Here is a 21,255-nt window from a genome sequence, read left to right on the forward strand (position 1 = left end):
CCCCGCGTAAGCACCGATCGGCTCCCGTACTGAACATTCGTCCCTTATCGTCTGGCGGCTGGCCCCCTACACTTTAACGTCTCTGAGAAATGTATTGCTTATAGAAGCTGCGTAACACCTCTTCTTGACCGGTGCTCTCTTCAGGGTCGCTACTGGCACCCTCTGCGGTTGACTCTTTAATAAAAACCTCCTGTACCGCCTCAGTGCAATATTCCGTGGCGAACATCTCCCACGCCGTCATCATGGTCCCTGTTCGCCCTTGACCATAACCACAGTAAATAAGAGCACTATGCCCTTCCTTAATTGTCGTATTTATCTGTCGACACGCCTCATCCAGCTTACTCGCGGTGGGTGCCGAAAAATCTTTAACCCCTAAAAACAAATAACGAATTTTATACTTGCCCAGGAGCCCTCGCCCCTCTTCTATCTCGTAGTGATTCAAACTAACAATCAGCCTGATATTAAACTTATTCAACACCTCTATCACGGGTGCATCAATCACCTGCGGGGTGTCACCTGTGACGGGGTCATAATAGGGCTGGGAGCTTCTGTAGACCCTGGGCTGTTTAAGGCTTAGCAACCCACTCGTGCCAGGCACCCAGTTCTGAAAAGGCATTCCGCGAGTATAACCCTCTAAACTTTCTACCTGGACGTCCATTCCATTCCCCTCAAGCCAGATTAGCCAATCTGAAATCACCAACTCAACGTTGGCAGGTTATTTTTAAACAAGGAAAAGTCATTCCGAAGACTGCCCATCCAACGAAGTTCGACGTTGCAGATCATGGGCGAACAAGACTGCACCTCTGATGTACAAGAACGTCTCGGCATGAGGGTTGTGAATACCCATGATCGGGTATCGATGGTGGCGACACAGGTTCATTACCTGAGGCTGCATCACTTCAGATGTGATGCCGGGGATGCATTTCAAGTACCGCTGTTTCAGTGAACCTTGAGCTCACGCAATGATAAAGATCACTGCGGCTGGAATGTCTGAAGGTAGGCCAACAGGTTTTCGATTTTTTCTGGATCGCTGATCCCCCAAAAAATCATCCGGGTGCCGGGCACCACTTCTTTTGGATCTTCGATATACGCGGCCAGTGTTTCGCGGGTCCAGACAACACCTGAGGATTTCATGGCGGACGAATACTGGTAGTCCGTCGTGCTGCCCGCATGGCGCCCAAAAATGGCATTGAGCTGCGGCCCGAAAGAGCCCCGTGCTGAAACGCCTACTTGGTGGCAGCCGCCACATACTCGGCTAAACAGTTTCGCTCCCGCTTCAGCATCGGCGGCGTCTGCTGGCGTGCTGAACAAGCCTGCATTGAGCACTAAGGCGAACATCAGTACGGCGGGGTTTTTCATGGTTCGTTCCAAATCGGGTGTTATTGCCAGCAAAAGCGAACGGCTACAGGCCGCTCGTTAGCATCGCCAGGCGCATTATGAGCCCACCTACGGCATGGAAGTCATCAGATCGTGAGCTGTTAAGAAAAGCTGTTTGGAGCGCGCTTCAACAGCCTCGCCCGGGAGCGGACATCCACTAACGCTTCTACGCTTAAAGCGTGAGCGTTACACCGAGAGAGCACCATGAAGATCACTCCTCGACTGGCGTTTTTCAGTACTGCTTCAACCTTGGCCTATCTCGGTCTCGCCGTTCTGGGCAGTGGCGGGTTTGCAGCATTCTTTGCCCATCCGCCGCTGATTGTCGTTGCGCTTGCAACCCTGGTGATGTCTGGCGTTGCGCTCTTCACCGAAGCCAATCTGAGTGCCGGAGAACGTGAAGACCGCGCGAACCGTTGGGTTCTCCCGGCTTTCGGGCTGCTGGGTGTACTGGGTGCCTACTTGCCCGCCTACACAGACCGTATCGGGCTCTGGACGTTTGGGGGCGAGGGCATCCGCTGGCTGGGTGCCGCACTCTTCATCGCCGCAGGTGCGCTACGACTCTGGCCAGTCTTTGTGCTCGGCAACCGATTCAGCGGCCTGGTGGCCATTCAACCCGGGCACACGCTGGTCACCGACGGCATCTACCGCACCGTGCGCAACCCAAGCTATCTGGGCTTGCTCGTCAACTCCCTGGGATGGGCGCTCGCCTTTCGTTCAGGCTTGGGCGTCGTGCTGACCCTGCTGACGCTCCTGCCGCTGATCGCGCGCATACGGTCTGAAGAAGCGCTGCTACGCTCGCAGTTTGGTGACGAGTACGAGGCCTACTGTGCACGCACCTGGCGGCTCATTCCGGGACTCTACTGATGGGAAGCAGAGACACAAACCGCCCCCATTGATCGTCTCTTGCCCTTGAGGCAAGCGGCTCGACCCACCAGCCCCCTGCCCTGTCATCCGTTATTCAAGGCACCGACACCAACGTCAAACCTGCTCGCCCTGTGCCTTTCGCCTCGGCAGGGCTTGCGCAGGCAACAAAGTCTTCCTTGCGCAGCACCACCAACGCAATCAGTGATACCACCCCGGTGCCGATGTAAAAATACCAGGGCGAGGTAATGTCTCCGGTCAGTTTGATCAGCCAGGTAGAGATCAGCGGCGCGCTGCCGCCGAAGACGGCCACCGGGATGTTGTACGCCACCGCGATGCCGGTGGAGCGGATTCGGGTGGGCAGCAATTCGCTCATCAACGCGTAGGTCGACGAGGCATACAAACCGAACAGAATCGCCACCGCCATCAACGGGTAGATGAACGAGGCCGGCGTCGCCGTCGGGGCCGACTTGAAGAGCCAGTACATCGCCAGCGTTGCCAGGGTGCCGATCACCAGCAAAAACGGCTTGCGCCCGTATTTATCGGTGAACGCGCCGCCGAAAGGCATGACGAACGCCGCCGACAGGCTGGCAACAAACACGTAGAGCAACGTCGTGCCGCTGTCGAATTTGAGAATGCTCGACATGTAGGTCGAGACAAAGGTCAGCACCAGATAAAAGATCGAGCTGTGCAGGGTAATGATGAAGAACACCAGGGCAATCGCCCGCTTCCACTGCCAGACTTCTCGCAGAGGGGCCTTCGACGTCTCTCCCGCGCGCTGCAACGCCAGAAACTCGGGGCTGTCTTCCAACTTCAGGCGGATGTACATCGAAATCAGGCCCAGCGGCGCCGCAATCAGAAATGGAATCCGCCAGCCCCAGGCTTGCATCAGGTCAGCACCCAGCACCCAGGTCATACCGTTGGCCACCGCGCCACCCAACAACAGACCGAGCACCGCCGTCACCATCAACCAGCACGTGGCAAAGCCACGTCGGCCGGGCCCCGCGTACTCGGAGATAAAACTGGTGATGGTGCCGATCTCGCCACCGGCCGAGAAACCCTGCACACAGCGGATCAATACCAGAATGATCGGCGCGGCGATGCCGATCGACGCATAGGTCGGTAACAACCCCAACAGAAAGGTCGAGCCAGCCATCATCACCAGCACCGTGATCAGGGTCTTGCGTCGGCCGATCTTGTCCGCCAGCGGACCGAAGAACAGTCCCCCCAGCGGCCGAATGAAAAAGCTCAGGGCAAAGGCTGCAAAACTCGCGAGCAGGCTGGTGGTCGGGTCGTCGGAGACGAAAAACGCCTTGCCGATGTAGACGGCGAGAAAACCGTAAACGCCGTAGTCGTACCACTCGATCAAGTGGCCCGACGTTGCACCGATAAACGCCCGGCGCCGTTGCCGGGCCGGGTCTTTGTGTTGAATGCTCATTTGAAGGACTCCTGTCTGATTTCTATCCATGGAAAACACAACTCAAGGAACTGCAGTGACGCTCGCGACTTCCTTCAACCACTGGCGCAGATCGGTCTTGAGGATCTTGCCGTAACTGTTCTTGGGCAGTTCCGTGCGGAACACATACTTCTTCGGTTTTTTGAATGATGCCATGCGCTCAATGAACCAGGCATTGAGCAGAGAGGCATCAAGCACCTCGGCATCACGGGGAACGACAAACGCTACCACCGATTCCCCCCACTGCGCATCAGGCTCACCGACCACGCAGACTTCAAAGACGTCCGGGTGTTGCGCCAGTACTTCCTCGACTTCCCGAGGATACACGTTACTGCCGCCGGTAATGATCACATCCTTGGAACGATCCGTGAGCGTCAGATACCCCGCGTGATCCAGGAACCCGATGTCACCGGTCAACAGCCAGCCATCCACCAGGGCCTGATCCGTCGCCGCATCATTGCGCCAGTAACCCCGCATGACGGTGGCCCCACGCACAGCGATCTCGCCCGGCTGGCCGGGAGGCAGCGGTGCGTGCCCGGGGTCCAGTATCCTGATTTCCACACACGATTGCGCCCGCCCGACGCAAGCAACCCGCGTGGCCCAGTCCGGGTGGTCCCGATCGGCTATCCACTCACGGGACAAGGCGCTGATGGTCATCGGGCTCTCGCCCTGACCATAGATCTGCACCAGGCGTGGCCCAAAGGTCTCGACCGCATCCTGCAAATCCGCCAGATACATGGGCGCGCCACCGTAGACGATGGTTTTGATCCCCTCGCCGCCATAGCCCTGGTGACGGGCCTGTTCAACCATGCGCTTGACCATGGTCGGCGCGGCAAACAGGCTGATGTTGCCCAGCACGCTCGCCAACCCGAACAGCTCATCGGCCTTGAAGCCACGGGACTGCGGGACGACATGGCGGGCGCCGCAACGCACATGGATGAAGTTGTAGAGCCCGGCGCCATGGGACATCGGCGCCGCATACACCACCGCGTCATCAGGGCTGACCGGGTCCACGTCGAGGGGATAACACAACGACATGGCCGTCAGGTTGCCGTGCGACAGCATCACGCCTTTGGATCGTCCGGTGGTGCCGGAGGTGTAGAACAGCCACGCAAGGTCATCGGAGTGACGAGGACTGGGCGTTGCCAACCTCTGCGAATCGGCTGGAACGCACGCCACCCGCTCTTCGCCATCCAGCTCCCGACACCCATGCGGCAACGCCTCGGGCGAGAACATCCGGCCACCGTCGGTGAAGATCAGGCGGGCTTGCGCATTGTCGACGATCCAGCCGGCCTCGGCAGGATGCAGTTTGAAGTTGATCGGTACCGCCACCGCACCCGCCCACCAAATGGCATACAGCAGTTCGAGGTACTGGCAACCGTTCTTCATGAACAGCGCCACCCGATCGCCGGGTGCAATGCCATGCTCGTTAACAAGTTGCACCGCACGGTCGCGGGCAAGGGCGGCAAACGCGCCATAGTCGGCAACTTGCCGCGGCCCCTCAAATAACGCCGGACGCCCTGGCCAACGTTGGCCGGCGTCGTTCAACCAGTTGGCGATGTTCATACTCAGGCCCTGCGTGCCTGAAGTACCGAGGCGTAGTTGGCAACCGCCATGCCACCCATGTTGAACACCAGGCCAAACTCGGGATTCGGCACAGCCAGGCCAATGGGATTGCCCGTCAACTGCCGAAAGGCCAGCGCGTGCATCGACACACCCGTTGCACCCACCGGATGACCCTTGGCCTTGAGCCCGCCAGACAGGTTCACCGGCAGGCGACCGCCCGCCCGCACGATGCCATCATCCAGGGCTCGATGCCCCTCACCTTTGGGCGCCAGGCCCATGGCTTCGTAGATCAGCAGCTCGGCGATGGTGAAACAGTCATGGACCTCGGCAAAGCTCAGGTCGGCCAACGTGACATTGGCTGCGCGCAGCGCGGAATGGATCGCACGCTGCGGGCCTTCAAACGCGAGAAAGTCGCGTTGGGCAATCGGCAGAAAATCGTTGACCTGGGTCACCGCACGAATCAGCACTTCCCGACGGAATTGCCGGGCACGCCTGGACGATGCCAGCACAATGGCAGACGCGCCATCGCTGATCAGCGAACAATCGGTCAGGCGCAGCGACTCGGCAATGTAGGGATTGCTCTTGGACACGTTGTTGCAATGCTCGAAATCCATGACCTTGCGCATCTGCGCCAAGGGGTTGGCCATGGCATTGGAGTGGTTCTTGGTGGCGATGGCGGCCATGGACGCCAAGGGGCACTGATGACGGTCACGGTATTGTTGCGCGGCCAGGCCGAACAATTGCGGAAAGCTGAGCCCGGCCTCCTCGGCGTCATTCTGGTAACCGGCACCGGCCAGGGCCTTGGTGACGTCAGCCGTGGAGTTGGAGGTCATTTTTTCCGCGCCCACGACCAGCACCAGCTCGGCGGAGCCCGAGAGGATTGCATTGATGCCCGCGTGAATCGCCGCCGAACCCGAGGCACAGGCATTTTCACAGCGGGTCGCGGGTTTGAAACGCAAGCCCGGGTCGGCTTGCAGCATCAGCGACGAGGCAAAACCGTCCGCCACCATTCCCGAATTGAAATGCCCGAGGAACAGAGCGTCGATTTCCGAGGCGTCGATGGCGGCGTCCGCCAGGGCTTCGCGGGTGACCTGGACGATAAGGTCTTCCAGCGTGGAATCGTCCAGGCGACCAAAACGGGTGTGACCGGCAGCAACAATGGATACGGAATCATGGGGCATGGCAATTTTCTTCTTTGCTTGGAGCAGGCATTCCTTACAATGACCCACCACCCGGATCGCCCGCTAGTTCGTGCAACTACGTACACGAGTAAGTAGCCGTCAAAATCGGATCCAAATCGAGGCAGGATGCCCAATGACCGTCTTCACGCAGCAACTCAAAGACCTTGAGCGCCTGGCCTTCCAGGTGTCGCCAGCCCCGCAACTCATCACCAGTCACCGCTTGATGCTCGATTGCAACGAGGCATTTCTGCAGCTCTTCGGCTACCCGCGTGAAGAACTGCTGGGGCATCTGACCCTGCTGATTTATCCCTCCCAGGCGGACTACAAGAGCATCGGCAATCGCAGCCAGACCTGGCTGCGCAACAGCAAGAACAGCTCCTATTCCGATGAACGCTTCATGCAGCACAAAAACGGCGAAGTGTTCTGGGCCAGGTCACATGGCTACTCCCTGACCCCGGACGATCCGTTCAAGCTGATGGTCTGGCACTTCGAGCGCATGGACCGGGTCCACCACGCGACGGTGAACCTCACGCCCCGCGAGCGTGAAATCTCGATGCACATTGTCAACGGCCTGACCTGCAAGGAAGTGGCGAAAAAACTGGTGATTTCCCACAGAACCGTGGAAGTCCATCGCGCACGCCTGATGAAAAAACTGCACGCCAAGAACAGCGCGGAGCTGGTCTCGAAGATCATTTTCGTCAATTGACGAATCAGCCGGCAATCGGCTCAAAGGTTACAGCTGTACTCGTATTCGAACGGGTAGAACAGCGTATCCACCACCGCCGAAAATGGCGCATCGAACAGGACAAAGGGCAGCAAACGCCACTTGGACATCTCCAGCAATGCCCAATCAACGCGCACCCCGAGGTACGGGCACGGATGGTCATCGAGGCGCATCAGTACGGCGGCGCATCCGCTCAGAGAGAGGACAGCGATCAACAACAGGCACTTTCGCAACACGTAACTTCCTTATTACTTTTTGATCTCGATGCTCATAGACGTTATCGCGATAGGTAAGTCACCCGATCTTCCGATTTCCGATGCAGCCAGCCTCCACAGTGGGTGCTATCGTGTCGCCCGCGTGAATAATCAGGATCGATGGAGTCGACATGTTTTACCGGATAGCCGCCGACGGGCTGGTGCTGTTTCATCTGCTGTTCATTATTTTCGTGCTGTGCGGCGGGTTGCTGGCGCTCAAGTGGCGCCCGCTGATCTGGCTGCACCTTCCCGCAGCCGCGTGGGGAGTGGCGGTCGAGGTCTTCCAGTGGATGTGCCCGCTGACCCAATGGGAAAACTACCTGCGCATGGCCGCAGGGCAAGGAGGTTACGGCGACGGTTTCATTGAGCACTATCTGATTCCGTTGATCTACCCGGCCGGGCTGACCCACACTATTCAAATCGGCCTGGGTGCCCTGGTACTGACCATCAACGTGCTGGTCTACCTGCTGCACTTCAAGCAATGGAAAGCGAGGCGCGCGGCCTGCTAGTCCCAGGCAACAACGAAAAAGCCCGGCATCTCTGCCGGGCTTCCTGTTTCACTTCACATCACTTTCACGACAAGGTGGTCGCGGCTTCCTCAAGGGCAGGATGCGCCTGAGCAGCAGCCACCCCGTGGATCAGCGGCGCATAGCGACGACTGAACTCCCAGTTGTAGCGGACACGGTCCTTGCTGATGCCATCGTCCCAGTTGATCGACCAGGTCATCAGGCCTTTGATTGGATGGCCCGCCGCATCGAGGCGCTTGAAGGCATTCACCACCGCCGCAGGGTTGATCACATAACCGGTTGCCGCTGCGTCGACGTTGGTCGGTAAACCGATGACCAGTTTGTCGGCCGGGATTTTGGTAAACCCTCGGGTGCCGGTCACCAGGCTGTCGGTCAGGTAGTAGAGGAAATCCTCTTTCATCGCATCATTGTTCTGCGCGAGCCAGGCCCCCTTCCCACCGTTGGCCTCAGGTGCCCAGACGCCGTCGCCGCCCTGGTTGTAATACTGCGGGGCAATGAAGTCGTAATACCCTTCAAGCGCCTTGATGTAGGAGACGTACCTGCCGCCGGTCGTCAGGTACGGGAACTCCGGCGCCATGCTGATGATGAAATGCTTGCCTTCGCCGGCATAGTGATCCTTGACCATTTTCAAGGCCACAGGCAGCACTGTCTTGTTGTCCGCATAATCGATGGCACTTTGTTCCAGGTCGATGTCCAGCCCATCAAAACCGTAGGTTTCCACCAGGCGAATGATTTCGTTGGCCATCGCCTGCTCGCTGCCTTTGCGCAGTTCGATGTGCGCATCCGCACCACCGAGCGAGATCAGCACCGCACGGCCCTGGCTGTTCAACACGCCGACCTGGCGCCGGAACTCTTCATCGGACAGGTTGTAGGGCTTGAAGGTCGGAATCCCGTTGCCCTTCATGAATGCCACGGCAACCACGTTGTAATCCTTTGGAATGTCGACCAGGTTCAGGTTGGCAAACTGCCCACGCTGATAGCCGTCGCTTGGTCCTGCGGCCCAGTTATGCCAGAACCCCATCAGGATCTTCTTGCCGGCAATACTCGGCATCAACGAAGCGGCATCGCTGCGCTGAGACTTCAGTAGAGAAAAGTTGAAAGTTGACATGTTCTAATCCTTGAGAACGTGTTTGGTTGTAGTTAACGAACGTGGCGTTATTTGAAGTCCACGTCGAAGGCCTGGTAGAACGCATTACCGGTGTTGGCAACAATCCACAGCAGCACAATCACGTGATGGCCCTTTTTGTTCGCCGGCAGTTTCACTTGATGGTCGACTTTGGCCTTGAGCACACTGCCGTGGGAGTAGTAAGGCACTTGAGTGTAAAAATCGTCGGCAAACGGTTTTGGCTCAAGTTGCGCACGGCTGATGCGTTGTTTCGGGTCCCAGCCATCCTTGGTGATGAACCAGCTGTAGCCGCGAGTGGTATGAGGCGCGGTGTACTGCCAGGTAACATTGAAAACCTGACCCGGGTCCACGTTCAGCAGCGGCCAGGTAAAAGGACGGTTGAGCTTTTTGCTCATTTCTTCGTTGGTGTAGTTGACGCAGTCACGGGCATCGGCCTTGCCACCGCTGAGGATAAAACCATCGGCCGGAGGGGCAACACTGGGAGTGTCCGTCTGGTAAGGCGCGGGGAATGGCCCGGCAGTCAACGCGGGAAAGCCTTTGCCGCCTTCCATTTCGTTCAGCTGCCAGCCTTCCAGAAGACCCACGTCAATGGCGACAGAGCCGCGACTGGCCGGGGTGGTGACACGACCGTGTCTGAGTTGCGATTCGGTTTGTGGCTTGTTCATTTTTTTCACTCCGTTGATTAAGAAAGCTCCTTCCTGAGGAGCCCCTCCAACCTAACGGAACGACAAAAGTTGTCCACGGCCGCTTTTTCGGCAATCCGGGTGGACGTTTCGGTTTGGGCCAATGAATACTGTATATACATACAGTAAAACGAGTAGATTCCCACATCACGAGTGGCATAAGGACTACAGCCCGCACCTGAAAAAGGCCGTGTTCGATGCAGGCCCCTCCTGACGGAGTTTGCCCGCAACATCGATTCTCGTCTGCGACGGTACGCGGTAATCTCGTGGTCGGCTTACCCTCCAACACCGTCACAAGGACGTCGAAAATGACATTGCGCATCGAGTTATCGCAAAACCCCAGTCCCGAAGAACGCCTGGCCATTCTCAAACCACTGCGCGCCTACAACATCGCCAACGCTGGCGAAGGTCATCGCGAGGATATCGCCCTGCTGGTTCGCGACGAAGAGACTGACGAGATCCTCGGCGGACTCTATGGCAGTGTGTTTTACCAATGGCTGTTCATCGACTTGCTGTCAGTACCCGAACAGGCACGTGGTCAGGGCGTTGGCTCACGGCTGATGCACATGGCCGAGGCGCTGGCGCAGCAAAAAAACTGCGTGGGGATGTACCTCGACACCTTTGAATTCCAGGCGCCGGGATTTTACAAAAAGATGGGGTTCAGCGAGTTTGGGCACATGGACGACTATCCGCCGGGCCATAAGCGTTTCTTTTTCCAGAAACGCCTGACAAACGCCGGTCAACACGCATAAGCGCGACGCGGCGCGGCAGTCACTGCCTTACAGGCAAGCTGCCAGTGCCGCCAAACGACGCTTGGCTACCCAGTTGTCCTGGGGCGCGTAGTACTTCAAGGCGCCGTTCTGCACATCGATGAAGGACTCGGCCGATCGGGTGTAGACGGTAAAGCCACCGGTTTCGCCCGGTTGCAGGTAACCGCTGGCGTCGACACCAAACACCGACTCGTCCTGCCAGGCAAACTGCACGCACTGGGCGACGACCAGGTCAGGCTTGTTGGAGGTGAACGTCTGTTTCGGGCTCTGGGAACGAGCGTCCTTCATCGTGGAACCTGCGCAACCGACCAGCAACACACTGGCCAGCGCCACCATCAAAATACGCATTGTGTTTCCTTACTCGCAAAACGCCGACTGTATCACCGCAAGCCGTCGCCCCGCAGCACCCGGCGTGCGTGCACCGCCCCGGTGGCGCTCTGCTTTACTGCATATATACCGCGACAGACCGTGCCGATTCGCGCACCCTGTCGCGCCATAATGGGCGCCTCGCCCGTGAATCTTCTTTTGGAAAGCCTATGACCCCCAATGCCGAGTTCTACAAACCGTCGACCGACTACGCCGACAAACTGATCAGCCAGATCGGCCAGACCCCGTCGTGGATCGCCAAGCGTATCGGCGTGACCGACAAGCGCATTCGTTACATCCTCGACGGCGAACGCACCGTCAAAGGCGAGACCACGCCGATCCAGATGACCTACACCGAACAGTTCGCCCTGGAATGTCTGGCGGCCGAGGCCAAGGCCAACAAGAAAAAAACCTCCTGACCCGCGTCAAGGCAACCACTGGCAAGCCGCGCATACTTTCCCTTTGACAAGGATGGTCCATGGCCCTCATCGAATCGCAACACGAACTGGCGCTGCAACGGTTTCTCAATGCCCGCCCGGCGCTGCGCGAAGCACTCGATAACCTCAACCCTCTGGCCGCCCAGGCCAAAGGCGAAACCATGGCCCACTACTGCAGCGAGCGGCTGCATGAAGCCTTCGAAGCCGAAGCCGAGCGTCTGGGCCTGTTCGCCTGGGAGTTGACGTTGCAGTTGACCGCCGCCACCGCCGAAGACTTTGAAACCCAACGGCGGGAGGTGCATAAGGAAGTGGCGCAAATGGCCGGCATGGACTGGAAGGAATATTGCGAACTGCATGGCCTGGAGCATTAACCCATGCTGCCGTCCTCCCCTCATCGCGCCCACACACCCGGCCTGGTGCACGTACAGAAGTGGCGTGGCCGGATCGGATTGTGCCTGGTGGCGAGCCTGTCGGTACTGGCCGGGATGACCGACGCCATCGGCTTCATGGCCACCGGCGACTTCGTCTCTTTCATGAGTGGTAACACCACCCGCCTGGCGGTGGCCATCAGCGATGGCGATGTGGGGTTGACCCTGCGGTTGCTGGTGCTGGTCGCCATGTTCATTGCCGGCAACGCGTTGGGCGTTGTGGTCACTCGCCTGGGCGGGCGACGCGCCCTGCCCTTGATGCTGAGCATCGCCGCCCTGCTGTGCGGTGCCGCGGCGTGGCCATTCGAGGCGAAGTTTCCGGCATTGCTGGCAGCAATCATCGCCATGGGGATGCTCAACGCCGCCGTCGAACAGGTCAACGGCTTGCCGGTCGGGCTGACCTATGTCACCGGCGCCCTGTCACGCTTCGGTCGGGGCCTGGGGCGCTGGATGCTCGGCGAACGGCGCAATGGCTGGCGGGTGCAGTTGATCCCCTGGACCGGCATGTTTGCCGGCGCCGTGCTGGGCGCCGTGCTCGAACACCGTTTCGGCCTGCAAGCCCTGTACGCCAGCGGCCTGCTGGCCGCTGTGCTCGGGGTGGTTTCGCTGAAGATTCCACGTCGCTGGCAACTGGGCTACATGCCGCGCTGAATCGCCCTTCGCCGCTTCGGCGATAAAGCTTTATCATGGCCGCAGATTTGTTTTCAGAGTTCGCCATGAAGTTCGCCATTGCGTTGTTTTCCGCAGCCCATGCGCCCTCCTCGCGCCGCGCCCTGCTGTTTGCTCGGGCAGCGCTGGCCGGTGGGCACGAGATCGTGCGGTTGTTTTTCTATCAGGACGGCGTTTACAACGCGTCGAGCACTGTCGTCACGCCACAGGATGAACAAGACCTGCCGCTGCAATGGCGCACCTTCGTCAGCAAGCATCAGCTCGACGGCGTGGTGTGCATTGCCGCCGCCCTGCGCCGTGGTGTACTCAATGAAGAGGAAGCCAAGCGTTATCAGCGCCAGGCAATCGATGTCAGCGCGCCGTGGGAATTGTCCGGCCTCGGGCAACTGCACGATGCCGTGCAAGACGCCGACCGTTTGATCTGCTTCGGAGGGCCGTGAGGCATGCCTAAATCCTTGCTGATTATCAGCCGACAGGCTCCCTGGTCCGGCCCCGCTGCCCGTGAAGCATTGGACATCGTGCTGGCCGGCGGCGCGTTCGATTTGCCGATTGGCCTGCTGTTCCTCGACGACGGCGTGTTCCAGCTCGCGCCGAACCAGAGCGCGACAGCCGTGCAACAGAAAGACCTGAGTGCCAACTTGCAGGCACTGTCGCTGTTTGGCGTCGACGATGTGTTCGCCTGCGGCAACAGTGTGCTTGAACGTGGATTTCCTCCATCCGGTCCCAATATGGATGACGTGCAGTTACTGACGCCGGAAGAAATCACCGTGATTATTGATCGTTATGACCAAGTGATAACCCTCTGATGTCGACTTTGCATGTGTTGTCTCATTCGCCGTTCAGCGATAACCGGCTGACCAGTTGCCTGCGACTGCTGGGCACAAAAGACGCGCTGCTGTTATGCGGCGACGCGGTCTATGCCCTGCAAACCGCAACCGCGCCGTTCAGCGCACTTCAGGCGCGCAGTGAAACCCTGACGCTGTTCGTCCTCGCTGAAGACGTCCAGGGCCCGCGCCCTGCCAGTCCCTGACTGGGTCAAAAGCATCGACTACCCAGCCTTCGTCGAGCTGTCGATTCACTACGACAAGGTCAACAGTTGGCTATGAATGCGCTCACCGTAGGTGCCCGCCACATCGGTCTGGACAAGGACGGTTATCTGCTGGACCTGGATGACTGGTCCCCTGACGTCGCCAGCGCCCTGGCCGCCGCCGAAGACCTGGAACTGAGCCCTGAACACTGGGAAGTCCTCGAACTGCTGCGCGGTTTTTATCAGGAGTTCCAGCTGTCCCCGGCGACTCGCCCGCTGATCAAGTACACCGCGCTCAAACTGGGCCCGGACAAAGGCAACAGCCTGCACCTGAACCGACTGTTCAAAGGCACTCCTGCCAAACTTGCCGCCAAGCTGGCGGGCCTGCCAAAGCCGACCAATTGTCTATGACCGACTTCGCCCCACTGATGACTGAAACACCGGCCGAACACCCTTTCGCCCAGTTCGTGCGCATTCTCGGCAAGGGTAAACGCGGTGCCCGCAACCTGACCCGTGAAGAGGCCCGCGAGGCCATGGGCATGTTGCTCGACGAAAAAGTCGAGGACACCCAGCTCGGTGCGTTCCTGATGCTGTTGCGGCACAAGGAAGAAAGTGCCGAGGAAATGGCCGGCTTCACCGAAGCCCTGCGTGAACGGCTGGCAGCACCGGCCTTGGCGGTGGATCTGGACTGGCCAACCTACGCCGGTAAAAAGCGTCATTTACCCTGGTACCTGCTGGCGGCCAAATGCCTGGCGCAAAACGGTGTGCGCATCCTGATGCACGGCGGCGGCGCTCACACGGCGGGTCGCCTGTACAGCGAACACCTGCTCGACACCTTGAACATCCCGTTGTGCCGCAACTGGCAGCAAGTGGAGGCGGCGCTGGAGCAAGGCAATCTGGCGTTCATTCCGCTGGGCGACTGGGCACCGCAACTGCAACGGATGATCGACCTGCGCAACACCCTCGGCCTGCGCTCACCGATCCATTCGCTGGCACGGATTCTCAACCCGCTGGGCGCACGCTGTGGACTGCAAAGTATTTTCCACCCCGGTTACCAGGGCGTGCACCGCGACGCCAGCGGTTTGCTGGGCGATAACGTGATCGTGATCAAGGGTGATGGCGGCGAAATCGAGATCAACCCCGATGCCGACAGCCACTTGTACGGCACCATCGGCGGCGAGAGCTGGGACGAAGAATGGCCGCAGCTGTCGGCGCAGCGTCATGTCAAACCGGCAAGCCTCGATCCCGAGCATATGAAGGCCGTGTGGCGCGGCGATGTGGTCGACAACTATCCGCAAATGGCGTTGATTTCAACCATGGCCCTGGCCTTGCGTGGCCTCGGTACACCCCGTGACGAAGCCTTCGCCAAGGCTCAGCAGTACTGGGACGCACGCGACAAATCGATTTAACCGATCATTCGCGCCCAACCTTTGCGCTTTTTGTTCGAAGCCATCGGCATAGACTCCACTCCAACGTTTAACCACCGAGGAGTTCGAAATGGGTTTGCTGATTGAAGGGCACTGGCGTGATCAGTGGTACGAAAGCAGCAAGGACGGCGCGTTCCAGCGTGAACAAGCGCAGCGCCGCCATTGGCTGACCGCCGACGGCAAACCCGGCCCCAGCGGTGAAGGCGGCTTCCCTGCGCAAGCGGGGCGTTATCACCTCTACGTATCGCTGGCCTGCCCCTGGGCCCCACCGCACGCTGATCCTGCGCAAGCTCAAAGGCCTGGAAAGCCTGATCGATGTGTCGGTGGTCAGTTGGTTGATGCTGGAAAGCGGCTGGACCTTCGACAAGGCCTTCGGCTCTAGTGGCGACACACTCGATCATTTCGACTTCATGCACCAGCGCTACACCGCCGACACGCCCCACTACACCGGCCGCGTGACAGTGCCGGTGCTCTGGGATAACCAGCAAAAACGCATCGTCAGCAATGAATCGGCGGAAATCATCCGCATGTTCAACAGCGCCTTCGACGGCTTGACCGGTAATGGCCTGGACTTCTACCCGCAGCCCTTGCGCGCTGAAATCGATGAATTGAATGCGCGGATTTACCCGGCGGTGAATAACGGCGTGTACCGCGCAGGCTTTGCCACCTCGCAAACCGCCTATGAAGCCGCTTTTGATGAACTGTTCAGCGAACTCGACTGGCTGGAAAGCCGACTGGGCGAGAAGCGTTACCTGACCGGTGAATACCTGACCGAAGCCGACATTCGACTATTCACGACGTTGATTCGCTTTGACGCGGTGTACTACGGGCACTTCAAGTGCAACCTGCGGCGGATTGCCGATTACCCGAACCTGTCGAACTGGTTACGCGAGTTGTATCAGTGGCCAGGGATTGCCGAGACGGTGGATTTTGAACACATCAAGAATCACTACTACGCCAGCCACCGCACCATCAATCCGACAGGTGTTGTGCCGAAAGGGCCGGCGCAGGATTTTACGACGCCGCATGATCGGGCGCGGTTGAGCGGGAAAGGGGTTTGGCGCAAGGCCTGAGGCTTATACAAGTTTTGAGGGCCCCATCGCGAGCAAGCTCGCTCCCACAGGTCTTGCGCAATCCTTGTGGGAGCGAGCTTGCTCGCGATGGCAGCAACTCGGTGTTCAGACTTGAGACTGAGCGCCTTCAAACCAGGCGAGTTTCTCGCGCAGTTGCACCACTTCTCCCACGATCACCAGCGTTGGCGCATGCACTTCATGCTCCGCCACCAGGAGTGGAAGGTTGGCCAGCGTGCCGGTAAAGACTCGCTGATTGGCCGTCGTGCCCTGCTGGATCAACGCTGCCGGCGTATCCGCCGAACGACCGTGCTGAATCAACTGCTGGCAGATGGTCGGCAACCCCACCAGCCCCATGTAGAACACCAGGGTTTGCGCTGGCGCGACCAAGTCGCTCCACGGCAAATCCGAAGTACCGTCCTTCAGGTGGCCGGTGACAAAACGCACAGACTGCGCGTAATCGCGGTGAGTCAGCGGAATCCCGGCATAGGCCGCGCAACCACTGGCCGCTGTAATCCCCGGCACGACCTGGAACGGGATGCCATGGGCCGCCAGTTCTTCGATCTCTTCGCCGCCACGGCCGAAGATGAACGGATCACCGCCCTTCAACCGCACCACACGCTTGCCCTGTTTGGCCAGATCCACCAGTTGCTGGTTGATCTGGTCCTGAGGCACCGCGTGATCGGCGCGTCGCTTGCCGACGTAAATCCGCTCGGCGTCGCGACGGCACAGTTCAAGAATCGCGGGAGCGACGAGGCGGTCATACAGCACCACGTCGGCCTGCTGCATCAGCCGCAAGGCTCGGAAGGTCAGCAAGTCCGGGTCACCCGGGCCTGCGCCCACCAGATACACCTCACCGGTTGCACTGGCTGATTCACCGTTGATTTTCGCCAGCAGCAAACGCTCGGCTTCAGCACCCTGCCCAGCCAGTTGTCGATCTGCAATCGGTCCCTGGAAAACATCTTCCCAAAACGCCCGACGCTGCTGCACATCCGGAAACAGGCCTTTGACCTGGTTGCGAAAACGCGCCGCCAACCCGGCCAATTGGCCGTAGGTAGAAGGAACCCAGGTTTCCAGTTTGGCGCGAATCAACCGCGCCAGCACCGGTGCATCACCACCGCTGGACACTGCAATCACCAACGGCGAACGGTCGACGATGGCCGGGAAGATCACGCTGCACAAGGCAGGCGCGTCGACCACGTTGACCGGCACGCAGCGCCGATGTGCATCGGCAGAGACTTGCGCATTCAGCGGCTCGTCGTCGGTGGCGGCAATGATCAGCCCGCAACCGTCGAGGTCCGCCTCAAGGTAACCGCGCAACACCAGCTCGCCGCCGCTGCTCTGCACCAGCTCACGCAGCTGGGTTTCAATTTCAGGTGCAACGACCCGCAACAGCGCCCCGGCGTCGGCCAGCAGGCGAGATTTGCGCAAGGCAATCTCCCCCCCGCCGACGACCAACACACGACTGCCGCGCAGGTTGTGAAACAGCGGCAGAAATTCCATTTAGCCGATAACCTCGAGGCCGCCCATGTACGGCTTGAGGACTGCTGGCACGCGGATCGAACCGTCGGCCTGCTGGTAGTTTTCCAGCACCGCCACCAGGGTACGACCGACCGCCAGGGCCGGAGCCGTTCAGGGTGTGGACCAGTTCCGGCTTGCCGGTTTCCGGGTTGCGGAAGCGCGCCTGCATACGACGGGCCTGGAAGTCGCCGCAGTTGGAGCACGACGAAATCTCGCGGTACTTGTCCTGGCTCGGGATCCACACTTCCAGGTCATACGTCTTGACCGCGCTGAAACCCATGTCGCCGGTGCACAGCGCCAGGGTGCGGTAAGGCAGCTCCAGCAACTGCAGGACTTTTTCAGCGTTGGCGGTCAGGCCTTCCAGCGCTTCCATCGAGGTCGATGGCTCAACGATCTGGACCATCTCGACCTTGTCGAACTGGTGCTGACGAATCATGCCGCGAGTATCACGGCCCGAAGCACCGGCCTCGCTGCGGAAGCATGGCGTGTGTGCGACGAACTTGATCGGCAGCAGTTTCGGGTCGAGGATCTCGCCCGCAACGATGTTGGTCAGCGACACTTCGGCGGTCGGGATCAGGTACAGATCGGCTTCGCCTTCGCGGGTGATCTTGAACAGGTCTTCCTCGAACTTCGGCAACTGGCCAGTGCCTTGCAGGGCTGGCGCCTGGACCAGGTAAGGCGTGTAGGCCTCTTCGTAACCGTGCTCGTTGATGTGCAGGTTGATCATGAACTGCGCGAGGGCGCGATGCAGACGGGCGATTGGCCCGCGCAGCAAGGCGAAACGGGCGCCGGACAGCTTGGCGGCAGTTTCAAAGTCCAGCCAGCCGAACTTTTCGCCCAGCGCAACGTGGTCCTTGACCTCGAAATCGAAAGTGGTCGGCGTGCCCCAGCGGCGCACTTCGACGTTACCTTCTTCATCATCACCCACTGGAACCGATTCATGCGGCAGGTTCGGGATGTTCAGCAGGATCGAATCCAGTTCGGTCTGGATCGCGTCCAGCTCGACTTTGCCGGCACCCAATTCGTTCGCCATGCGCTCGACGTCCGCCATCAACGGCGCGATGTCTTCGCCGCGCTGCTTGGCCTGACCGATGGATTTGGAGCGCGCATTACGTTCAGCCTGCAGTGCTTCGGTGCGGGTCTGGACGGTCTTGCGCTGTTCTTCCAGCGCTTCGATGCGCGCAACATCCAGGCTGAAGCCACGGGATGCCAGGCGGTCCGCTACGTCCTGAAGGTTGCTACGTAACAGTTTGGAATCGAGCATGTCGGTCTCTCGTTTATCAAAGTTTGGTCAGGGACAGGCCAGCCCAGGTTGCGAGCAGCCCGCCGAATACGCTGATGGCCGCATAGCCCAGGGCTTGCGACACTTGCCCGCTTTCCAGCAGGCGCACCGTATCCAGTGAAAAGGATGAAAAGGTCGTCAGACCTCCCACAAAGCCGACAATCAAGCCGGCCCGAATTTCGAACGGCACTTCCGGGCGCAACAAAAATAGCCCGTACAACACGCCGATAATCAGGCAGCCAATCAGATTGACCGCCAGGGTTGCCACGTAAAAATGCCGGGGCCAATGGACGTTGATCCAGTTGCCCGCCGCGAAACGCAATAATGTACCAGCGATACCGGCCACGGACACCGCAAGAATGGCTCGAATCACTACTTTCTCCGCTGTTTCGGGCTAAGACGATCAAGCTGGGCGAGATGATTGAGCTTTTCGCCGATCTTCAACTCCAGGCCACGGGGCACCGGCTGATAGAAATGCTGGGGCTCCAGCTCATCCGGGAAGTAGTCTTCGCCCGCCGCGTAAGCGTCCGGCTCATCGTGGGCGTAGCGGTATTCATCACCGTAACCCAGCTGCTTCATCAACTTGGTCGGGGCATTACGCAAGTGAAGCGGCACTTCCAGCGAGCCGTGTTCGGCGGCGCTGCGCATGGCCGCCTTGAAGCCCATGTACACGGCGTTGCTCTTCGGCGCGCAGGCCAGATAAGTAATCGCCTGCGCCACGGCCAACTCGCCTTCAGGGCTGCCGAGCCGTTCCTGCACATCCCACGCGGCCAGGCACAAACTCAAGGCGCGCGGGTCGGCATTGCCGATGTCTTCGCTGGCCATGCGCACCACGCGCCGAGCCAGGTACAACGGATCGCACCCCCCATCGAGCATCCGCGCAAACCAATATAACGCGCCGTCCGGGTTGGAGCCGCGCACCGATTTGTGCAGCGCAGAAATCTGGTCGTAAAACGCCTCGCCGCCCTTGTCGAAACGGCGTCGCGTATCGCCGAGCAGGCTTTGCAGCAAATCGACATCGATTTCGCTGTTGTCTTCGGCCAGGTCCGACGCGTTTTCCAGCAGGTTGAGCAAACGCCGACCGTCACCGTCAGCGGCCGACAGCAGCATCTTGAAGCCTTCGTCGCTCAGGCTCAGTTGACGCTTGCCCAGGCCACGCTCTTCGGTCAGCGCGCGTTGCACCAATTTGTTCAGCGCCACTTCGTCGAGGCTTTTGAGCACATAGACGCGGGCACGGGACAACAGTGCGTTGTTCAGCTCAAAGGAAGGGTTTTCGGTGGTCGCGCCAATGAAAATCAGCGTGCCGTCTTCGACGTACGGCAGGAAAGCATCCTGCTGCGACTTGTTGAAGCGATGCACTTCGTCGACGAACAGAATGGTGCGGCGGCCGTATTGAGCGGCCTGCTGCTTGGCGATCTCCACTGCCTGGCGGATCTCCTTGACCCCGGCCAGCACCGCCGACACCGTTTCAAAATGCGCGTCCGAGACTTCCGCCAGCAACCGCGCCAGGGTGGTTTTACCCACTCCGGGCGGGCCCCAGAAAATCATTGAGTGCAGGGCACCCTGCTCCAGGGCTTCGCGTAAAGGCTTGCCCCGGGCCAGCAGATGTTCCTGACCGACGTACTCGTCCAGATTGGCCGCACGCAAACGCGCGGCCAGTGGTTGAGCTATCGGAGCACTACGAAACAAGTCCATCACTGCTTATGAAACCTCATTGGGCCCTGATGCCGATCAGTCAACGTGTTAAACCAAAATCACTGTGGGAGCGAGCTTGCTCGCGATGACGGCCTTACATTCAACATCGATGTTGACTGATCTGACGCTATCGCGAGCAAGCTCGCTCCCACAGGTTTTATGCCTTACTCCTGAATCACATCGGCACCCTTGGGGATGTCGAACTTGAACTTGGAAGCCGGGATAGGCTCATTGGCCTTGACGCCCGTGAACAGGATATTGGTGCGCTGGCCGACGCTGTCGATCAACTGCATATCATTGACCAGGCCGTTGCGGAACGACAGGCGCAGGTTGTCGAACAGGGTGTCCTTGGTTTTCGGCTTCAGGGTGAAGTCGATCACGCCGCCCGCTTCCTTGGCGCTGATGTCGAAGCTCTGGCTGATTTTCGACACGTCGCCGGACAGCAACAGGGCTGGCGTCTGGGTCAGGCGCTGGTCGAGCTTCTTGATGGTCACCTGTTCAAGGTCCGGGTCCCACAGGGAGACTTTCTTGCCATCGGAGACCATCAGTTGTTCTTGTGGCGCATCAGTGTGCCAGTAGAACATTCCAGGGCGCTGCAACGACATTTCGCCCGCCGTTTCCTGCAACTGGGTGCCGGTGCCATCAAGGGTCAGCTGAGAGAAACGGGCGCTCAGGGTCTGGGAGTTTTCCAGCAGTTGAGTCAGACGTGCGACATCTTTCTCGTCGGCGTGAACCGAAAGCGTCGTTAGAGCCAGTACCGGCAGCAGCATGCGGATAAGACGCATGGGAGTCCTCTTTAAAATTCCGT

Annotated in this window: 24 protein-coding genes and 3 pseudogenes; 13 read left to right on the forward strand and 14 right to left on the reverse strand. The window is 59.4% G+C overall.

Annotated features, from left to right (window positions below; genetic code table 11):
* Positions 1-73: 73 nt before the first annotated feature.
* Both AABM54_RS16055 and AABM54_RS16060 read right to left on the reverse strand, forming a co-directional pair.
* Positions 74-658 (reverse strand): protein tyrosine phosphatase, encoded by a 585-nt coding sequence (locus AABM54_RS16055; protein WP_347900984.1) that lies wholly within the window; start codon positions 656-658, stop codon positions 74-76.
* A gap of 314 nt (positions 659-972) precedes the next feature.
* Positions 973-1,359: a c-type cytochrome gene (locus tag AABM54_RS16060; RefSeq protein ID WP_347900986.1), complete on the reverse strand. Its 387-nt coding sequence runs from the start codon at positions 1,357-1,359 to the stop codon at positions 973-975.
* Positions 1,360-1,581: 222 nt separating this feature from the next.
* Here AABM54_RS16060 and AABM54_RS16065 point away from each other — a divergent pair, with 222 nt between their 5' ends.
* A complete protein-coding gene (locus AABM54_RS16065; protein WP_347900988.1) occupies positions 1,582-2,241 on the forward strand; it encodes an isoprenylcysteine carboxylmethyltransferase family protein in 660 nt (219 codons plus the stop codon).
* A 94-nt stretch (positions 2,242-2,335) separates the two neighbouring features.
* Here the strand turns inward: AABM54_RS16065 and AABM54_RS16070 are convergent, their stop codons facing one another.
* From AABM54_RS16070 to AABM54_RS16080, 3 genes are read right to left on the reverse strand one after another with little or no spacing between them, the layout of a single operon-like run.
* Positions 2,336-3,676 (reverse strand): MFS transporter, encoded by a 1,341-nt coding sequence (locus tag AABM54_RS16070; protein WP_347900989.1) that lies wholly within the window; start codon positions 3,674-3,676, stop codon positions 2,336-2,338.
* 42 nt (positions 3,677-3,718) lie between these two features.
* Positions 3,719-5,260, reverse strand: a complete 1,542-nt coding sequence (locus AABM54_RS16075; RefSeq protein WP_347900990.1) for an AMP-binding protein — start codon at positions 5,258-5,260, stop codon at positions 3,719-3,721.
* A 2-nt stretch (positions 5,261-5,262) separates the two neighbouring features.
* Positions 5,263-6,441 carry an acetyl-CoA acetyltransferase gene (locus AABM54_RS16080; RefSeq protein ID WP_347900992.1) on the reverse strand — a complete coding sequence of 393 codons (1,179 nt, stop codon included), beginning with the start codon at positions 6,439-6,441 and terminating at the stop codon, positions 5,263-5,265.
* Positions 6,442-6,574: 133 nt separating this feature from the next.
* On the opposite strand from AABM54_RS16080, the gene AABM54_RS16085 reads away from it, so the two are divergent.
* On the forward strand, positions 6,575-7,147 hold the full coding sequence (locus AABM54_RS16085; RefSeq protein ID WP_347900994.1) for a LuxR C-terminal-related transcriptional regulator: 573 nt from the start codon (positions 6,575-6,577) through the stop codon (positions 7,145-7,147).
* A 20-nt stretch (positions 7,148-7,167) separates the two neighbouring features.
* Here AABM54_RS16085 and AABM54_RS16090 read toward each other — a convergent pair whose 3' ends face one another.
* On the reverse strand, positions 7,168-7,401 hold the full coding sequence (locus tag AABM54_RS16090; RefSeq protein ID WP_347900996.1) for a YceK/YidQ family lipoprotein: 234 nt from the start codon (positions 7,399-7,401) through the stop codon (positions 7,168-7,170).
* A gap of 149 nt (positions 7,402-7,550) precedes the next feature.
* Here AABM54_RS16090 and AABM54_RS16095 point away from each other — a divergent pair, with 149 nt between their 5' ends.
* Complete coding sequence (locus AABM54_RS16095) at positions 7,551-7,928, forward strand: DUF2784 domain-containing protein (RefSeq protein ID WP_347900997.1); 378 nt, start codon at positions 7,551-7,553, stop codon at positions 7,926-7,928.
* Between the two features lie 64 nt (positions 7,929-7,992).
* Here AABM54_RS16095 and AABM54_RS16100 read toward each other — a convergent pair whose 3' ends face one another.
* Together AABM54_RS16100 and AABM54_RS16105 are read right to left on the reverse strand one after the other, a co-directional pair.
* Positions 7,993-9,054, reverse strand: a complete 1,062-nt coding sequence (locus AABM54_RS16100) for a chitinase (protein WP_347900998.1) — start codon at positions 9,052-9,054, stop codon at positions 7,993-7,995.
* A gap of 47 nt (positions 9,055-9,101) precedes the next feature.
* A complete protein-coding gene (locus AABM54_RS16105) occupies positions 9,102-9,737 on the reverse strand; it encodes a lytic polysaccharide monooxygenase auxiliary activity family 9 protein (RefSeq protein WP_347901000.1) in 636 nt (211 codons plus the stop codon).
* 326 nt (positions 9,738-10,063) lie between these two features.
* Between AABM54_RS16105 and AABM54_RS16110 the strand changes: the two genes are divergently transcribed.
* Positions 10,064-10,507 (forward strand): GNAT family N-acetyltransferase, encoded by a 444-nt coding sequence (locus AABM54_RS16110; RefSeq protein WP_347901001.1) that lies wholly within the window; start codon positions 10,064-10,066, stop codon positions 10,505-10,507.
* Between the two features lie 27 nt (positions 10,508-10,534).
* On the opposite strand, the gene AABM54_RS16115 is transcribed toward AABM54_RS16110, so the two are convergent.
* On the reverse strand, positions 10,535-10,873 hold the full coding sequence (locus tag AABM54_RS16115) for a hypothetical protein (protein WP_347901003.1): 339 nt from the start codon (positions 10,871-10,873) through the stop codon (positions 10,535-10,537).
* Positions 10,874-11,061: 188 nt separating this feature from the next.
* On the opposite strand from AABM54_RS16115, the gene AABM54_RS16120 reads away from it, so the two are divergent.
* The 9 genes and pseudogenes from AABM54_RS16120 to AABM54_RS16160 all read left to right on the forward strand — a co-directional run bounded on the left by AABM54_RS16120 (position 11,062) and on the right by AABM54_RS16160 (position 15,952).
* Positions 11,062-11,310 (forward strand): hypothetical protein, encoded by a 249-nt coding sequence (locus tag AABM54_RS16120; protein WP_019689854.1) that lies wholly within the window; start codon positions 11,062-11,064, stop codon positions 11,308-11,310.
* Positions 11,311-11,369: 59 nt separating this feature from the next.
* Entirely contained in the window at positions 11,370-11,699 is a 330-nt protein-coding gene (locus tag AABM54_RS16125; protein WP_347901005.1) for a DUF6388 family protein, read from the forward strand.
* 3 nt (positions 11,700-11,702) lie between these two features.
* A complete protein-coding gene (locus AABM54_RS16130; RefSeq protein ID WP_347901006.1) occupies positions 11,703-12,407 on the forward strand; it encodes a YoaK family protein in 705 nt (234 codons plus the stop codon).
* Positions 12,408-12,472: 65 nt separating this feature from the next.
* The gene (tusD, locus tag AABM54_RS16135; protein ID WP_347901007.1) at positions 12,473-12,865 is read left to right on the forward strand and encodes a sulfurtransferase complex subunit TusD; all 393 of its coding nucleotides are present in this window, start codon (positions 12,473-12,475) and stop codon (positions 12,863-12,865) included.
* A gap of 3 nt (positions 12,866-12,868) precedes the next feature.
* Positions 12,869-13,231: a sulfurtransferase complex subunit TusC gene (gene tusC / locus AABM54_RS16140; protein WP_347901008.1), complete on the forward strand. Its 363-nt coding sequence runs from the start codon at positions 12,869-12,871 to the stop codon at positions 13,229-13,231.
* A pseudogene (gene tusB / locus AABM54_RS16145) lies at positions 13,231-13,531 on the forward strand (sulfurtransferase complex subunit TusB). Before tusC ends, tusB begins: the two are co-directional and overlap by 1 nt.
* Positions 13,528-13,863 (forward strand): TusE/DsrC/DsvC family sulfur relay protein, encoded by a 336-nt coding sequence (locus AABM54_RS16150; protein WP_347901009.1) that lies wholly within the window; start codon positions 13,528-13,530, stop codon positions 13,861-13,863. The pseudogene tusB and the gene AABM54_RS16150 overlap by 4 nt, the downstream one beginning before the upstream one ends.
* Positions 13,860-14,861: a glycosyl transferase family protein gene (locus tag AABM54_RS16155; RefSeq protein ID WP_347901010.1), complete on the forward strand. Its 1,002-nt coding sequence runs from the start codon at positions 13,860-13,862 to the stop codon at positions 14,859-14,861. The genes AABM54_RS16150 and AABM54_RS16155 overlap by 4 nt, the downstream gene beginning before the upstream one ends.
* A gap of 88 nt (positions 14,862-14,949) precedes the next feature.
* Positions 14,950-15,952, forward strand: a pseudogene (locus AABM54_RS16160) (glutathione S-transferase family protein).
* A 105-nt stretch (positions 15,953-16,057) separates the two neighbouring features.
* Here the strand turns inward: AABM54_RS16160 and cysG are convergent.
* From cysG to lolA, 5 genes and pseudogenes are all read right to left on the reverse strand, one after another.
* Positions 16,058-17,452 carry a siroheme synthase CysG gene (cysG, locus tag AABM54_RS16165; protein WP_347901011.1) on the reverse strand — a complete coding sequence of 465 codons (1,395 nt, stop codon included), beginning with the start codon at positions 17,450-17,452 and terminating at the stop codon, positions 16,058-16,060.
* Positions 17,453-18,734 (reverse strand): annotated as a pseudogene (serS, locus tag AABM54_RS16170) (serine--tRNA ligase).
* Between the two features lie 16 nt (positions 18,735-18,750).
* A complete protein-coding gene (crcB, locus tag AABM54_RS16175; RefSeq protein WP_347901012.1) occupies positions 18,751-19,125 on the reverse strand; it encodes a fluoride efflux transporter CrcB in 375 nt (124 codons plus the stop codon).
* Positions 19,125-20,447, reverse strand: a complete 1,323-nt coding sequence (locus tag AABM54_RS16180) for a replication-associated recombination protein A (RefSeq protein ID WP_347901013.1) — start codon at positions 20,445-20,447, stop codon at positions 19,125-19,127. The genes crcB and AABM54_RS16180 overlap by 1 nt, the downstream gene beginning before the upstream one ends.
* A gap of 164 nt (positions 20,448-20,611) precedes the next feature.
* Positions 20,612-21,232, reverse strand: a complete 621-nt coding sequence (gene lolA, locus AABM54_RS16185) for an outer membrane lipoprotein chaperone LolA (protein ID WP_347901015.1) — start codon at positions 21,230-21,232, stop codon at positions 20,612-20,614.
* Positions 21,233-21,255 lie beyond the last annotated feature (23 nt).

Source organism: Pseudomonas purpurea (genome assembly GCF_039908635.1).
In the GTDB taxonomy this organism is placed as follows: domain Bacteria; phylum Pseudomonadota; class Gammaproteobacteria; order Pseudomonadales; family Pseudomonadaceae; genus Aquipseudomonas; species Aquipseudomonas purpurea.

Bases quoted from the DNA above. Each gene is read 5' to 3' on its own strand.
- AABM54_RS16115 (WP_347901003.1), bottom strand. From the start codon at position 10,873: ATGCGTATTTTGATGGTGGCGCTGGCCAGTGTGTTGCTGGTCGGTTGC.
- AABM54_RS16180 (WP_347901013.1), bottom strand. From the start codon at position 20,447: ATGGACTTGTTTCGTAGTGCTCCGATAGCTCAACCACTGGCCGCGCGT.
- AABM54_RS16085 (WP_347900994.1), top strand. From the start codon at position 6,575: ATGACCGTCTTCACGCAGCAACTCAAAGACCTTGAGCGCCTGGCCTTC.
- AABM54_RS16105 (WP_347901000.1), bottom strand. From the start codon at position 9,737: ATGAACAAGCCACAAACCGAATCGCAACTCAGACACGGTCGTGTCACC.
- AABM54_RS16095 (WP_347900997.1), top strand. From the start codon at position 7,551: ATGTTTTACCGGATAGCCGCCGACGGGCTGGTGCTGTTTCATCTGCTG.
- tusD (WP_347901007.1), top strand. From the start codon at position 12,473: ATGAAGTTCGCCATTGCGTTGTTTTCCGCAGCCCATGCGCCCTCCTCG.
- lolA (WP_347901015.1), bottom strand. From the start codon at position 21,232: ATGCGTCTTATCCGCATGCTGCTGCCGGTACTGGCTCTAACGACGCTT.
- AABM54_RS16060 (WP_347900986.1), bottom strand. From the start codon at position 1,359: ATGAAAAACCCCGCCGTACTGATGTTCGCCTTAGTGCTCAATGCAGGC.
- AABM54_RS16055 (WP_347900984.1), bottom strand. From the start codon at position 658: ATGGACGTCCAGGTAGAAAGTTTAGAGGGTTATACTCGCGGAATGCCT.
- AABM54_RS16125 (WP_347901005.1), top strand. From the start codon at position 11,370: ATGGCCCTCATCGAATCGCAACACGAACTGGCGCTGCAACGGTTTCTC.
- AABM54_RS16120 (WP_019689854.1), top strand. From the start codon at position 11,062: ATGACCCCCAATGCCGAGTTCTACAAACCGTCGACCGACTACGCCGAC.
- AABM54_RS16155 (WP_347901010.1), top strand. From the start codon at position 13,860: ATGACCGACTTCGCCCCACTGATGACTGAAACACCGGCCGAACACCCT.
- AABM54_RS16065 (WP_347900988.1), top strand. From the start codon at position 1,582: ATGAAGATCACTCCTCGACTGGCGTTTTTCAGTACTGCTTCAACCTTG.
- AABM54_RS16100 (WP_347900998.1), bottom strand. From the start codon at position 9,054: ATGTCAACTTTCAACTTTTCTCTACTGAAGTCTCAGCGCAGCGATGCC.
- cysG (WP_347901011.1), bottom strand. From the start codon at position 17,452: ATGGAATTTCTGCCGCTGTTTCACAACCTGCGCGGCAGTCGTGTGTTG.
- AABM54_RS16130 (WP_347901006.1), top strand. From the start codon at position 11,703: ATGCTGCCGTCCTCCCCTCATCGCGCCCACACACCCGGCCTGGTGCAC.
- tusC (WP_347901008.1), top strand. From the start codon at position 12,869: ATGCCTAAATCCTTGCTGATTATCAGCCGACAGGCTCCCTGGTCCGGC.
- AABM54_RS16075 (WP_347900990.1), bottom strand. From the start codon at position 5,260: ATGAACATCGCCAACTGGTTGAACGACGCCGGCCAACGTTGGCCAGGG.
- AABM54_RS16070 (WP_347900989.1), bottom strand. From the start codon at position 3,676: ATGAGCATTCAACACAAAGACCCGGCCCGGCAACGGCGCCGGGCGTTT.
- AABM54_RS16080 (WP_347900992.1), bottom strand. From the start codon at position 6,441: ATGCCCCATGATTCCGTATCCATTGTTGCTGCCGGTCACACCCGTTTT.
- AABM54_RS16150 (WP_347901009.1), top strand. From the start codon at position 13,528: ATGAATGCGCTCACCGTAGGTGCCCGCCACATCGGTCTGGACAAGGAC.
- AABM54_RS16110 (WP_347901001.1), top strand. From the start codon at position 10,064: ATGACATTGCGCATCGAGTTATCGCAAAACCCCAGTCCCGAAGAACGC.